11 protein-coding genes are annotated in these 15,017 nt (G+C 47.1%); 9 read left to right on the top strand and 2 right to left on the bottom strand.

Translation table 11 applies throughout. The features are described 5' to 3' along the window. Positions 1–159: 159 nt before the first annotated feature. The 6 genes from FSB84_RS21490 (at position 160) to FSB84_RS21465 (ending at position 8,893) form a co-directional block, all read left to right on the top strand. On the top strand, positions 160–735 hold the full coding sequence (locus FSB84_RS21490; RefSeq protein WP_130539931.1) for an RNA polymerase sigma factor: 576 nt from the start codon (positions 160–162) through the stop codon (positions 733–735). 67 nt (positions 736–802) lie between these two features. Next, positions 803–1,978: a FecR family protein gene (locus tag FSB84_RS21485; RefSeq protein ID WP_130539930.1), complete on the top strand. Its 1,176-nt coding sequence runs from the start codon at positions 803–805 to the stop codon at positions 1,976–1,978. Between the two features lie 204 nt (positions 1,979–2,182). Continuing rightward, entirely contained in the window at positions 2,183–5,551 is a 3,369-nt protein-coding gene (locus FSB84_RS21480; protein ID WP_158644050.1) for a SusC/RagA family TonB-linked outer membrane protein, read from the top strand. A gap of 25 nt (positions 5,552–5,576) precedes the next feature. Further along, positions 5,577–6,962 (top strand): RagB/SusD family nutrient uptake outer membrane protein, encoded by a 1,386-nt coding sequence (locus FSB84_RS21475; RefSeq protein ID WP_158644049.1) that lies wholly within the window; start codon positions 5,577–5,579, stop codon positions 6,960–6,962. Between the two features lie 4 nt (positions 6,963–6,966). After that, a complete protein-coding gene (locus tag FSB84_RS21470; protein WP_130539927.1) occupies positions 6,967–8,409 on the top strand; it encodes an FG-GAP repeat domain-containing protein in 1,443 nt (480 codons plus the stop codon). Between the two features lie 13 nt (positions 8,410–8,422). Further along, a complete protein-coding gene (locus FSB84_RS21465; RefSeq protein WP_130539926.1) occupies positions 8,423–8,893 on the top strand; it encodes a protein-disulfide reductase DsbD domain-containing protein in 471 nt (156 codons plus the stop codon). Positions 8,894–8,974: 81 nt separating this feature from the next. Here the strand turns inward: FSB84_RS21465 and pnp are convergent, their stop codons facing one another. Continuing rightward, positions 8,975–11,131, bottom strand: coding sequence for a polyribonucleotide nucleotidyltransferase (gene pnp, locus FSB84_RS21460; protein ID WP_130539925.1), 2,157 nt, complete (start codon positions 11,129–11,131; stop codon positions 8,975–8,977). Between the two features lie 166 nt (positions 11,132–11,297). After that, positions 11,298–11,570 (bottom strand): 30S ribosomal protein S15, encoded by a 273-nt coding sequence (gene rpsO, locus FSB84_RS21455; RefSeq protein ID WP_130539924.1) that lies wholly within the window; start codon positions 11,568–11,570, stop codon positions 11,298–11,300. A gap of 133 nt (positions 11,571–11,703) precedes the next feature. Here rpsO and FSB84_RS21450 point away from each other — a divergent pair, with 133 nt between their 5' ends. Genes FSB84_RS21450 through FSB84_RS21440 form a run of 3 tightly spaced genes read left to right on the top strand, consistent with a single transcriptional unit; the run spans position 11,704 to position 14,958 of the window. Further along, the gene (locus tag FSB84_RS21450) at positions 11,704–12,711 is read left to right on the top strand and encodes a Gfo/Idh/MocA family protein (RefSeq protein WP_130539923.1); all 1,008 of its coding nucleotides are present in this window, start codon (positions 11,704–11,706) and stop codon (positions 12,709–12,711) included. Positions 12,712–12,724: 13 nt separating this feature from the next. Then, positions 12,725–13,810: a glycosyltransferase family 4 protein gene (locus FSB84_RS21445; protein ID WP_225979851.1), complete on the top strand. Its 1,086-nt coding sequence runs from the start codon at positions 12,725–12,727 to the stop codon at positions 13,808–13,810. 5 nt (positions 13,811–13,815) lie between these two features. Continuing rightward, positions 13,816–14,958, top strand: coding sequence for a glycosyltransferase family 4 protein (locus FSB84_RS21440; protein ID WP_130539922.1), 1,143 nt, complete (start codon positions 13,816–13,818; stop codon positions 14,956–14,958). The last annotated feature ends 59 nt before the right edge of the window (positions 14,959–15,017 follow it).

Raw genomic sequence — 15,017 nt, 5'->3', positions numbered from 1 at the left:
TAAGTAAGCCGCAAAAATAAAATATCCATTTACATTTTACGTACTCTCGATTTTTTTTGTGTATAATGCAGCCACTTATCCTTCCTTTTTTTCCCTTTCAATTGAAATAATTTTCCTTTACGTTCCAATGTAACGAATAAATCCAGGTACCCGGTTAAGGTGTCAGACAACCAAACATATGATGAGAACAGACTTCTCCGGCGCATTATCGACGGTGATGAGCAGGCTTATACAGTATTGTATCATCGTCACCTGGACGCTATTTTCTATTTTATCCGCAAGTATATTTTCATCCTGCAGGATGCAGAAGACCTCACTTCTTCCGTGTTCCAGAAACTCTGGCTGCAAAAGAATTCCATCGATCCGCAGAAACCCTTACGTCCCTGGCTATATACCGTTGCACGCAATCTTTGTCTCAATCATTTGAAATTATCGCAACGAAGAACAGCGAGGGAAGCTGAAGCCCTTCGCCTCTTACATGCCGGCGGGGAAAATGATTTTGCTGCGCATGAATTCATGGAAGAATTAATGCGCGAGATAGAAACCGCGCTGAAAAGACTATCCCCACAAACCGCAAATATCTTTTCGATGGCCTTCCTGGAAGGCAGGTCCAACCAGGAGATTGCGGCCCTGCTCAATATCAATGAACATACCGTACGCAACCAAAAGAGCCAGGCATTGAAACAATTACGTCTCAGTTTCCGCTCCTGGATCATGTTCTGCCAGTTATTCTAAAAAAAACTTTGTTTTTGCGTGTGACAATCATGCAAGCCTGTTGTAATAGGTTAGAATAATCACATGCATGACCAACGAAGCAACAATAGCATCCTATATCATCAGGGATCTGCTGGGCACATTGACTGAAACGGAAAAACAGGAACTGGAAGCCTGGAGGCAATCCTCTGAGGCCAATCAGCAACTGTACGATCAATACAGCAGCGCTGAGCAGATCGCACTTGAATTCAGGGACCGTACTGAACGGAATAAGAGGATCAGCACACAGCTGGAGCAATTTATCCAGGAGCAGAAGACAACTTCCCCCGGCCGGATACTGCGTATGAACAAATGGAAATGGATAGCGGCATCGGTAATCTTTGTGCTGGGTATCGGTGCTTACTTATTAATGGAAAACAGGAATGGCCCGCAAGAGCCGGTGGCATCGGTCAACGCAGCACAGATACAACCGGGCCGCGATGGCGCCATACTCACACTGGCAGATGGAAGCCGGTTATCGCTTGACTCAGTGCGGAATGGAATTGTTGCTTTGCAGGATGGCGTTACTGCAAAAGTGGTAAATGGCGCACTTGTGTACGAAGGCAAAGGAAATAGAATATTGTACAATACTATGTCCACTCCCAAAGGCAGGCAATATCAACTGACCTTACCAGACGGATCAAAGGTTTGGCTGAATGCTGCCAGCTCTATCAAATATCCTACGGCGTTTACAGGCCAGGAACGCAATGTACAGATAAGCGGGGAAGCATATTTTGAAGTGGCGAAGAATTCGTCACAACCATTCCGGGTGACAGTAGACAACGGAATGAAGGTAGCGGTATTGGGCACCAGTTTCAATATAAACGCATACCAGGATGATAATAACAGCTATACAACTTTGATCGATGGCGCCGTACGGGTTACTGCTGCACAATCAGGTAACAGTACAATATTAAAACCTGCACAGCAGGCTGTACAGGCAAATGGCTCCGCATTAACACTCAACAGCAATGTGGATGTAGAGAAAGTGATGGCCTGGAAAAACGGTGTCTTCAATTTCGAGAATGCTTCCCTGGAGCATGTTATGAAAGAGATTGAACGATGGTATGATATCGATGTAATTTACAAGAATGGAATACCTGATATAAAATTCTGGGGAAAGATCACCAGGGATGTTCCACTCAGCGGTATGCTGATTGCCCTGGAAAAGACAAAGGTACATTTCAAGATGGAAAACAACAGAACACTGGTAGTACTGCCCTAGCATTCACCCTCAATACACTTATCATATGAAATTGAAATGGCATCATGCCGTAGCAGCATGACCATTGCATCTTTTTATTGCCATGAAAAACAAAATGGTCTGTCCGTAAAAAAACAAACCGGAAGTGCAACGAACACTCCCGGCAATGTTTGGGCTGATCGAATGACTTGTCACCATTTTTACAACCTAAACTATTCACAAATTATGCAAAAAACTGCTTATGGTAGTTGGTTATTTCCTGTTGGCATTTCCAAAGCGCCGGCAGGGTTGGGAATACGGCTGCCGGCTCAAATGCTGAGAATTATGAGGATGCTTTCTTTTCTCCTTTTTGTTGCTTTCCTTTCTGTAAAGGCAGAAGGAGTTGCCCAGAATGTGAGTATCAATGGTAAGGAGCTCACTTTAAAACAGGTGTTTGCTTCGGTAGAAAAACAAACAGGCTATGTAGTTTTTCTCAACCAGGATATGTTTGATGAGATCAGCAGGAAGGTCTCTCTGCAGGTAAAGGATATGCCGGTCCCTTCTTTGCTGGATTTGCTTTTCAGGGAGCGGCCCATCGAATATATTATCCAGGGGAAAACAATTATCCTTTCAACGAGAATAATTCCTGTGGCTAAAGCCCCGGGCCTTGTACTCTTCGCTCCTCCCAAACCGGTACGCGGAAAAGTGACCGATGAGAACGGACAAGCACTGGCAGGCGCTTCCATCTCAGTAAAGAACGCAAAGACTGTTGGCATCACAGAAGCTGATGGTAGTTTTTCTGTAAATGTTGATGAAGGAGATGTGATCGTGATCAGTTATGTGGAGCATGAAAGCAAGGAAATTAAGATCACTGCAGCTATGATCTCTTCGGGAATGATCAGCGTTTCACTCAACAAGGCATTGGCTGAATTGAATGAGGTGAAAGTGAATGCGGGGTATTATACGGTCAAAGCAAGAGAGCGCACGGGTTCCATCTCGAAAGTATCCACCAAAACAATCGAGCAACAACCAGTCACCAATCCCTTGTCTGCATTGGCAGGCCGGGTACCCGGACTGGAGATCGTGCAGGCAAGCGGGCAAGTAGGAGCAGGCTTCAAAGTGCAGATCCGCGGGCAGAACAGTATCTCATCTGGTAACAACCCTCTGATGATTATCGATGGCGTCCCTTTTCCACTTGAATCCATTGGTAGCTCACAGGTATCATTACATCTGGTCTCCGGCGTTGGAATTGGCGCTATCAGTCCGATGAATTCTATCAACCCGCAAGACATAGAAAGTATCGAAGTATTAAAAGATGCGGATGCTACCGCAATCTATGGTTCACGAGGATCCAATGGGGTGATCCTCATCACCACCAAAAAAGGCACTGGCGGAAAAACGAAATATGAAGTTGGATATTCAGCCGGCTTCAGTAAAATCAGCCGCCGTACCAAGTTGATGAATACCGAACAATATTTGCAAATGCGCAGGGAAGCTTTCGCCAATGAAGGCAAAACACCCGGCGCTGCCGACCCGGATGTAAATGGAACCTGGGGTGATACAAAAAACACTGACTGGCAGAAAGAACTGGCGGGCAATACTGCCCGCCGGAGCAGGTATTACGCCTCCATTTCCGGAGGTACAGACAGAACCCGGTTATTGCTGAAAGGGACCTATGAAAGGGAAACCACCGTATTCCCCGGCAACCTGAAATATGGAAGAGGATCGGGATTGGTGAATATCAATCACCGGTCGACCGACAATAAATTCTCGATCAACTTTTCCGCTATGTACAGTTCCGACAACAACAACGCTATAGCAGTAGACCTGTACAGGTATGCCCTATCACTTCCCCCCAATACGCCCGACCTGTTGTTGCCAGACGGTAGCCTTAACTGGGATCTCGGCTCCAGAGAAAATCCGCTGAGAAACCTCAATCAGCGTTATGAGTCGCATGCCAAAAGCCTTAACACGAATGCGACCATCGAATATAAATTCCTGGAAAATCTCACAGCCAAAGTAAGCGCAGGGTACTCAGATTACCGGCTCGACGAACAAAGAATTTTCCCTTACACATTGTTGTTCAATCCGGGCCTGAATCCTTCCAGCGCCAGTTCTTCTACCTATGCCAATATCAGTAATAGAGGCAACTGGAACTTCGAGCCGCAACTGAATTTCGGAAAGGATTTCGGACGCAGCAGAATTGAGTTGCTGGCAGGTATGAGTTTCCAGAAAAGTATTACCAGCGGAACCACCAGATCTGCTATAGGCTTCCCCAGCGATTACCTCATCTATGATTTCAAAGCCGCACTCACTTCCTCCATCTATTCGGCAGATGACATCAAATATGCTTACAGCGCAGGTTTCGGCAGGATCAATTATAATTACGATGGCAAATATATCCTGAACCTCACTGCCAGAAGAGATGCATCCAGCAGGTTCGGGCCCGAAAACCGTTCGGCTAATTTTGCCGCCATCGGAGGCGCCTGGATATTCAGCCGTGAAAAATTCATCGATCGTCTTCTTCCTTTCCTGAATTTTGGAAAACTGAGAGCCAGCTATGGCACTACCGGTAACGATCAGATAGCTGATTATTCTTACCTCAGCGTGTATGCAAGCGGTCAGGAAAAATACCAGACAGGAACCGGCCTGGGACCCGTCAGATTCGAAAATCCCGTGCTCGGATGGGAAGAAAACAAAAAACTGGAAATAGCCCTTGAGCTCGGCCTGTTCAACGACAGGATCACTACTTCCGTTGCCTGGTTCCGTAACAGATCTGGAAACCAACTGCTCAGTTATCCACTTCCTTCCATCACGGGTTTCAATAATGTGTTGCAGAATATCGGCGCACTGATCGAAAACTCAGGTTGGGAATTTGAATTGAATACGATCAATATCGATAAGAAAAATATCAAATGGAGGACGTATCTCAACGCTTCCATCCCACGCAACAAACTGTTGTCTTACCCCGATCTCGCCTACTCTACCAATGCCAGCAAATATATCGTTGGCCAGCCTCTTGACATTTTAAGACTCTATGAATTTACCGGCATCGATTTCAATACCGGGCTGTACACATTTAAAGATGTAAATAAAGATGGGGTCTATAATATTGTCGACAGAACGCAGGTAGGCAGACTGGGCACTTTATTCACAGGTGGTATGGGAAATCAGTTCACATTTAAGAACTGGAGCTTCGACTTCTTCTTTCAGTACGTTCAACAAAACAAACGTTTCGTTTCTGCCTATACCGGCGTTATCGGCAATATGTCCAACCTGCCGGAGGTCCTTACAGACAGAAGTATTCCGGGTGCAAAAACAGGTACGTATCAGCGTGCGGGCATTATTGCTTACAGCCCTGCAGTTTTAACGGCCAATACGATGTCGTACAGCTCCACGCTCAGTCCTGTTTCCGCAAACTATGTGAAGCTAAGGAACCTGTCGCTCGCTTACTCCATTCCTGAATTGGGCAAGTCGTCCATTGGATGCAAACTGTTTTTGCAGGGACAGAATCTTTTGACGATCTCCAGGTATCCGGGAGCCGATCCGGAAACAGAATTCAATTATCTCCCCACTTTAAGAACGATCACGTTCGGGGCATCCTTAATTTTTTAATGCAGACACCATGAATTCATTTATCATGATACAATCCATCACAAAGACAGGCGTTGCCTGGTTTGTAATGCTGCTTTTTTCCAGCATGAGTTTTACCAGTTGCGAAAAATTCGTGGATGTTGGCCACCCCAAAACACAGTTGCTCGACTCCCTCGTTTTCCAGGATTTCGGCACAGCAGAAACCGCCCTGTTACAGGTATACATCGATCTCCGCTCCAGTTATCTTGCCAACAGCACCGGACGCAATTTTCAATTCTATGTAGATGATATGCATTGTTACAGTAATGATCCTACACATGGCACATACAAGTTTTTCAATAACCTGCTTGCAGAAACCGATGAATCCGAACTAGCCGTTCATTGGGACGTGCCGTATAGCGCTATTTACAAAGCCAACAAATTGCTTGCCGGCCTGGAAAACGCCGGCAAACTAGCTACTGCTTCCAGGAACCAACTGAAAGGGGAAGCATTGTTTCTCCGGGCATTGTTATACTGGAGGCTGGCCAATACATTTGGCGATGTGCCTTATATCACTGCCACCGATTACAGAGTGAATACCAATGCTGTGAAATCGCCCAGGGAAAAAGTATTTGAAATGGTACAGAAAGATGTAGAGCTCGCTGCTACCTTATTACCCGACAATTATCCCACAACAGGGCGTGTAAGGGTAAATAAAAAATGCGCGGAGGCTTTTCTGGCGCAGATCTATTTATTCAGAAAACAATGGAAGGAAGCCGAAGAAATGGCCACCAACCTCATTTCAGCCAGCAGTACGTATAGCCTGGAAACCGATATCAACAGAACCTTTCTAAAAGATTCAAAAGAAGCCATCTGGCAGTTTGCAGAAGCCAACCCAGGCGTTCCTACGCAGGATGCGCTTGCTTATAGACTTAATGTGTCGCCTGAAGACAATGTTGCCTATGGCGTACTTACCGATGACCTGATGAACAGTTTTGAAACAGGAGATAAACGAAAAACAAACTGGACAGGCACTTTTACCCTTGGTCCCAAAAGCTGGAATTTTGTATACAAATACAAAGAAACAAAAATGGTCTCTACCGGTTCTCCTGAAATCTATATTGTGATGCGCCTGAGTGAGATGTACCTGATAAGAGCCGAAGCAAGGGCCGAAAGAGAAAATTTCCCGGGGGCCCAGGAAGATATCGATGCCATCAGAAGCAAAGCCGGGCTTCCCAACACAACAGCCGCCGACAAAGCTTCCTTACGCGAAGCCGTTATGCAGGAAAGAAGACATGAACTCTTCTGTGAATATGCACACCGCTTCTTCGACCTGAAACGTACTGGCACCATCACACAGGTGCTGGGTCCCAAAAAGCCAAACTGGACAGACGCAGACATCGACTTCCCCATATCTGAAAAACAAAAATTACTTAATCCCAATTTAAAATAGTGTCATGAAAAAACATTCATTGTTTGCGGCCGTCACCGGCTGCATGGTATCGTTATGTACGTTACATAACGCAGAAGTGCAAGCGCAGAAGATACCGATCAGAAAAATTTCAACCGATGAACAGATCAAGGCAAGGAGCCATTTGAAAGCTGTCGATTTCCCGCCGCTGACATTTGCAAAAATAAAAGGCGCTCCTACATTAACGCCCCCCACTATGGTAACAACCCAATACGGCCCTGTTGAAACCAGGGGCACTGGCTGGGCCTATCCCGAATTCAGAGATATGGACCAGGATGGAAAGAAAGACCTATTGATAGGAGAATTCGGTTCCGGCCTCGAGCATGGCCGTCCTGTTGGCAATTTCATCAGGGTCTATCCCAATATCTCCGAAAACGGTAAAGGCATACCTGCATTCGACGACGAGTTCTATTACCTGAGACCTGATAATGATTATGGCTATGGCACCCCACTCAGTTTGTGGGTCTGGTGCTGTATGGGTTTCAAGCCAACGTTTGCAGACCTGAATAATGACGGGATCACAGATATTGTTGCCGGACAATATAACCCCGGAGATATCATCCTCTTCAAAGGCACAAAAAAAGGTTACATGCCGGGGGACAGGCTTTTCCAGGAAGGCGACCCGCTCGGTAAAAAGAAATTCGAGGGTGATGATGAAGACATCAACCCGGAAAACTCCATGTACTGGTATTACAACACTGTTGCTGTGGCCGATCTCACCGGCGATGGTCTCGACGATCTGATCCTCGGCGGTTCTTGCATCCGGATCAGCAAAAATATCGGTACAAAAACAGATCCCAGGTTTGGATTGCGAAAACCACTACTGCATACTGATGGAAGCACAGTAGCATCCGGTAAAAATGGTGAACAACATGGTGGCGCGATCAATCCGGTTATATTCGACTGGGACAATGATGGCATACCTGATCTGCTGGCCACCTTCGCTTATCTCGGTAGGGCTAGTGCCACCATCATGTTCTATAAAGGCGTTAAACAAAATGGCGAATTCCGCTTTGAAAAAGGCATTCCATTGATCACCGCCAATGATGGAGGTAAGGCATTGCCCGGCAGCCACCCAGCCATCACCATCACCGACTGGAATGGAGATGGCGTAATGGATATCGTGATGGGCACCGCAGTTGCTACCCTCAACGACCAGTTCGATGCAGCCCTCTCCTGGCAATGGGAGTTAGAAACCGGCATCTACCAGTTGAACCCTGGCTACTTCACCGAACCTCGTAAAAGAAGACTGAAGAAAGAAATGGAAGCAGCTGACGCAGCCCGCAAAAAAACAGGGCTTACAGAAGAAGAGTTGGATGCAAAACGTTTTGTTTCCAGTAAAAGCATCTTCAATAACGCCTATGTTAAATCCGAATACAAAACGCTGAAGCATGTTGGCTACGTGTATGTTTTCTTAGGCAAGAAGTAAAAAAATCAAATGTATGATGAAGAAAGGAATGCTTAGCCTGGCGTTATGCTTTGCGTCTGCCCTGCTGATAGGTCAGGAAGTGATAACGATCAAAACATATACGCAACAAAAGGCTGACACGCTTGAATTAAGGCTAATGTTTGACGTTGCACCGGGAATGCATGTGTATGCTCCATCTTCCCTCAACCAGTCACAGGGATACATCATCATGAAACTGGATATAGATAGTATTCCGGAAGGGTTAGTGCTATTTCCTGACCACCAATGGCCGGAACCTGTTTTAACGGGAGGTGGTGAAGTGTATACCGGAGAGGGACATACGATCATTTGCAGGTTTACAGGAAAAGCCAAACGGACACCTGCATTGATCAAAGGAGTTTTGTATTTCCAGGCATGCAATGACGAAATGTGTTTTCCGCCACAGGAAAAAACATTCACTATAACACTGCAAAAACTATCAGGTAAGAAGTCAAAGAAACTATAACAATAGACCTTGTTGTAATCAAAACAGAAAGGGAGCTTCAACTGAATGAAGCTCCCTTTTATCTTTCAAAACGCTGCAGAATTACTCTCCTGCAGGCGCTCCGTTATTCTCAGGACGTTTGCCTTCCGGCTTAGGCATGAGCGCTTTGCGGCTCAGCTTGAACTTACCGGTCTTGTGATCGATACCGATCAGTTTCACTTTCACTTTATCGCCTTCTTTCAATACACCTTCCATGCTTTCGAGACGTTTCCATGAAATCTCACTGATGTGGAGCAAACCTTGTTTGCCAGGCAGGAACTCAACAAATGCGCCGAACTCCTTGATACCTTTCACAGTGGCTTCGTAAACAGAACCTACTTCAGGAACTGCAACAATACCCTTGATCCAGGCAACAGCTTTATCCAGACCTTCTTTCGCAGGGCTGAATACGCTTACTTCACCGTAGTTGCCTACTTCTTCGATATTGATGGTAGTACCCGTTTCGCGCTGGATCTCCTGGATGATCTTTCCTTGTGGTCCGATCACTGCACCGATGAATTCCTTATCGATGAACAGTTTCTCCATACGTGGAGCGTGAGGTTTAACCTCTTCGCGGTGAGCAGGCAATGCTTCGTACATGGCGCTCAGGATATGAAGACGTCCTCTGCGGGCCTGATCAAGCGCTTCGCGCATGATGTCCATGCTGAGACCATCCACCTTGATGTCCATTTGTACGCCGCAGATACCTTCGCGTGTACCGGTAACTTTGAAGTCCATATCTCCGAGGTGATCTTCATCACCGAGGATATCAGACAGGATCGCGTATTTGTTGTCAGCGCGGGTGATCAATCCCATGGCGATACCGCCTACGTGTTTGGGGAAAGGAACACCTGCATCCATCAGCGCCAGTGAACCTGCGCAAACTGTTGCCATGGAAGAGGAACCGTTGGATTCCAGGATATCACTCACTATGCGAACTGTGTAAGGATATTCAGTTCCGGGCATCATCTGCTTCAGGGAGCGCATGGCCAGGTTACCGTGACCAACTTCGCGGCGGCCGGGGCCACGCATCATTTTCACCTCACCGGTTGAGAAGGGAGGGAAATTATAGTGAAGGATGAATTTAGTGTAATCGGAAGTGGCAGCGCTTTCTACCAGCAGTTCGTCCAGGGGAGTACCCAGGGTTACGGTAGTGAGCGATTGTGTTTCACCACGGGTGAAGAGTGCAGAACCGTGCGGAGAAGGCAAAACATCTACTTCCATTGCCAGCTGACGGACCTCGTCCAGCTTACGGCCATCGAGGCGGATGCGCTCATCGAGGATCACGTTACGAACGTTCTCCCATTTCAGGTCCTCGAAATATTTCTTGGCCAGTTTCTTCACATCATCTTCCACTTCTTCGCCGAGGCTTTCGATCAGCGCTTTCTTCAGCGTATCGAATGCATCGGAGCGCTCGTTCTTGCCGGAGGCAGAACGTGCGATGGCAGAGATCTGATCGCCGGCGAAAGCTTTCACTTTAGCCTGCAGTTCTTCATTTACTACCGGTTTGGTATAGTCGCGTTTTCCGGCAACACCGGCTTTGTCGCGCAGTTCAGCCTGAGCTTTGATCTGGATGCGGATAGCTTCATGAGCGATCTCGAGGGCCTTCACCAGGTCCTCTTCAGCGCACTCTTCTGCTTCGCCTTCCACCATCATCAGGTTCTTTTCAGTTGCTGCGATGAGGAAATCCATATCAGCTTTCTCGAGCTGTGCACGGAGCGGGTTCACAATGAACTCACCTTCCACGCGCGCAACGCGAACCTGTGAAATGATCTCTTTAATGGGAATATCAGAAACTGCGAGGGCGGCAGATGCAGCCAGGCAGGCCAGTGCATCCGGCATCACTTCCTTGTCGGAAGATACCAGGGTAACCAGTACCTGTACATCGCAGAAATAATCTTCAGGGAATAATGGACGAAGGGAACGGTCGATCAGACGGCTTACCAGTACTTCGTAATCATTGAGCTTTCCTTCACGTTTGAAGAAAGAGCCAGGGATACGGCCTGCTGAAGCGAATTTCTCATTATAATCCACTACCAGGGGAAAGAACTCTTGTCCTTCTCTGGGTTCTTTGTTGGCTACAACAGTAGCGAGGATAATGCAGTTGCCCTGACGAACGGTTACGGCACCATGTGCCTGGCGAGCGAGTTTACCGGTTTCAACGGTAACCATACGGCCGCCACCTATGTCGAAGGTCACACCTGTAGGTTGTGAGAGCATAGTAATCTCAATTTAAGACTGCTGATCAGAAAAGGCGGGAATCGAATTTGCAGGACCAACAGCCTGGTTAAAAACTTAAATACAAAACGCAAAAAACCTCCGGATAAAAAGAACTATTCCCAACCAGGTCTGAGGTTGGGAATTAGTTATTATCATTATCCGATGGTTACTTTCTGATACCGAGTTTCTCAATCAGCGCACGGTAACCTTGCAGGTTGTGCTTGCTGAGATAGGTCAGGAGGCGCTTGCGCTGACCAACCAGTTTCATCAGTCCACGGTGAGTAGAGAAATCGTGTTTGTTTTGCTGAAGATGTTTGGAAATGCTGTTAATACGCTCTGTCAGTAAAGCGATCTGGCCTTCGATAGAACCAGTGTTAGCGGCATTGCCACCATAAGTTGTGAAAATATCAGCTACTTTTTCTTTTGTTAAATACGGCATCTCAAATTTTTTTTAAATGCATCCAAAGATTGCTTCTTCTTATTTTGGCGGCAAAGGTATGTAATTAATCCTGATTTTAATATCTTGCTGGCCTGATTTTTTAAAAAAAGAAGCCATTCCGTTCTTGAATACAATGAGTTACCGTTTTGCCCTTCTCGGATGCGGCCGTATCGGCGCCCGCCATGCTGCCCAGATCGCCAGCCATGGTAATCTGCTGGCCGTCTGTGATATCGACCCGGAAAAAGCCGGCCGGCTGGCCCGCGAATACGGAGCCCAAAGCTACCATTCTTTCACGGAACTGCTCCATCACCAGCAACCGGACCTGGTGAGTGTTTGTACCCCCAACGGCCTCCATGCCCCCCATGCCATCGAAGCCCTGGAAGCCGGTTGCCATGTTCTTTGCGAAAAACCCATGAGCCTGAGCACCGCCAGCGGTCAGCTAATGGCCGAAACCGCCCGCAGAACAGGCAAAAAACTCTTTGTAGTGAAACAGAACCGGTACAATCCGCCGGTAATGGCGCTCAAACAATTGCTGGTTGAAAACAAACTCGGAGAAATACTCGGCTTCCAGCTCAACTGCTTCTGGAACCGCCCCCCCTCCTACTTCGCCAACAGCTGGCACGGCACTATGGACCTTGATGGCGGCATCCTTTATACGCAATTCAGTCATTTTATTGATCTGCTTTACTGGCTGCTCGGTGATACAACCGTTGTCAGCGGTTTTCGCCAGAATACTTTGCACCAGGGCGTGATCCAGTTCGAAGACAGCGGCGCTGCCATTCTCCAGCTTTCCAATGGCGCACGCGGCACCCTTCAGTACAGTATCAATAGTCATGCTTCCAATATGGAAGGATCCATCACTGTCTTCGGATCAAAAGGCACAGTGAAAGTAGGTGGACAATACCTCAATGAACTGGAACATTTTTCCGTGGAAGGAATGGAACGGCCTCATCTTCCCGTAGGCAATGGCGCCAACAACTACGGCCACTACCAGGGCAGCATGAGCAATCACGATAAAGTATATGATCAGTTGATCGCAGCGCTGAATGACCCCAATCAATACCTGCTGGAAGCGGAAGAAGCGCTGCATACTATCCGGCTGATTGAACATATCTATCAATCCTCCCCGCTGATTCCCTAACTTCAGGCCTTCGATGAAAAAACTGATCTTCACCATCACCAACGACTGTACTTTCGATCAACGCATGATCCGGATCTGTACTTCGCTTGCCCGTGCAGGTTATGCAGTGGAACTGGTAGGAAGAAAAGAAAAGAATTCCATACCCCTGAAAGAACAACCATTCCGGCAAAAACGCCTCAACTGTTTCTTCCGGAAAGGAAAAAGTTTTTATATCGAATACAACCTGCGACTGTTTTTTTACCTCTTGTTCCGGAAAGCCGACCTGGTTTGCGCGATAGACCTGGACACCATCCTGCCCGTGCTGATGGCCACCAAACTGAAAGGCAGCAAAAGAGTTTATGATGCACACGAGCTTTTCTGTGAAATGAAGGAAATAGCCACCAGGCCCGGCATCTATAAGTTCTGGAAACGCATCGAACGCATCAGCGTTCCCCGTTTCGATCATAACTATACAGTGAATACGCCCATTGCAGATGAATTCAGGAAAATGTACGGGAAACAGTTCGAAGTGATCCGCAACATGCCTGTACTCCGCCCGCTGACCATCCCGGAAAAAAAGGAAAAATATATCCTCTACCAGGGAGCGGTGAATGAAGGCAGGAGCTTCGAAACACTGATCCCCGCCATGAAAATGGTGGATGCCCAACTCCTGATCTGCGGCAATGGAAATTTCATGGAACAGGCCATACAACTGACGAAGGAACATGGTTTGGAAGAAAAAATAATTTTCCTTGGCAAGCTCGTTCCTGAAGAGCTCAGCAGCATCACACATAACGCCTGGGCAGGTGTAACACTCTTTGATAAAGAAGGCATTAGCAACTATTTCTCCCTGGCCAACAGGTTCTCTGATTATTTCCATTCGGGCCTCCCACAATTATGCGTTGATTATCCCGTTTACCGTGAAATAAACAATCAGTACCAAATTGCTGTTCTTATTCACGATCTGGAACCGGACACAATCGCAAAAGGCCTGAACACACTGCTGAATGATGAACAATTATACAAAGAGCTGCAGGAAAACTGTCTGAAAGCAAGGACCCAACTCAACTGGCAGGAAGAAGAAAAAAAACTAATCTCATTTTATTCTAATATTTTTTAAGCATTTTGGAAAGGCACTTACATATCGTTTCCCTGGACGTACCCTATCCCGTTAATCACGGTGGGATGTTCGATCTCTTTTATAAGCTCGTGGCCCTGCACCAGGCAGGTGTGAAGATCCACCTGCATTGTTTCGAATATGGCCGCGGCCCACAACCCGAGCTGGAACAGTATTGCGCATCGGTACAGTATTATGAACGCCAGTGCGGCCACAAGGGCTTCTCGCACAAACTGCCCTACATTGTAGCTTCCCGCTGCAGCGCAGAGCTGGTGAACAATCTGCTGAACGATGAACATCCCATCCTCCTCGAAGGCATTCATTGCAGCAGCATCCTGCAGGATGAACGTTTTGCCAGACGCAAGACCATCCTCCGCCTGCACAATGTGGAATACCAGTACTACCGCCAGCTGGCCGATTCCACTCATTCCGTTTTCAAAAAATTATACTATCTCCACGAAAGCAAACTGCTACGCTCATACGAAGCAGCCATTGCTGAAAAGGCTTCTGTGATCCTGGCCGTATCGGAGCAGGACGTACAGACCTATCGCACCAAATTTGGAGTAAAGAATATCATGCACCTGCCGGTGTTCCTTCCCTACAATCATATCAGCTCCAAAGAAGGCATCGGCTGTTTTTGTCTATACCAGGGCAATCTTTCCGTTGACGAAAATGAAAAGGCTGCCATCTGGCTCATCGAGGAAGTATTCAATGAAATTCCCGCTCACTTCATCGTGGCAGGAAAAGATCCTTCCCGCAAACTGGAAAAAGCGGCTGAACGTTCAGGTCATGCCTGCGTGGTGGCCAATCCTTCGGAAGATGAAATGCAGGACATGATCAGCAAAGCACAGATCAATATCCTTCCCAGTTTCAACTGCACCGGTGTAAAACTGAAACTGCTCAATGCCCTCTTCAATGGGCGTCACTGCGTGGTGAATGATGCCGCTGTGAAAGACAGTAGTATCAGTCCTGCTTGTCATATCGGCACCAATGCCGAATCCTTCAAACAGATCGTGGCGCAATTGTATCACAATCCTTTTACGCAGGAAGAAATTACGCTTCGTCAGCAATTGTTGGAACCGATGTTCAATAACGAACGAAATGCAAGGCAGCTTAGTCAGGTGATCTGGCAGGAAAGAGTTACCGGATAATGCTCTTATCTGCTTTGTAGTTGCCAAAGGATATGAACCGGCGATGTGAAAACAAACCG

The organism is Pseudobacter ginsenosidimutans, from assembly GCF_007970185.1.
Classification (GTDB): Bacteria; Bacteroidota; Bacteroidia; order Chitinophagales; family Chitinophagaceae; genus Pseudobacter; species Pseudobacter ginsenosidimutans.
This window is presented reverse-complemented; position numbering and strand designations above follow the sequence as displayed.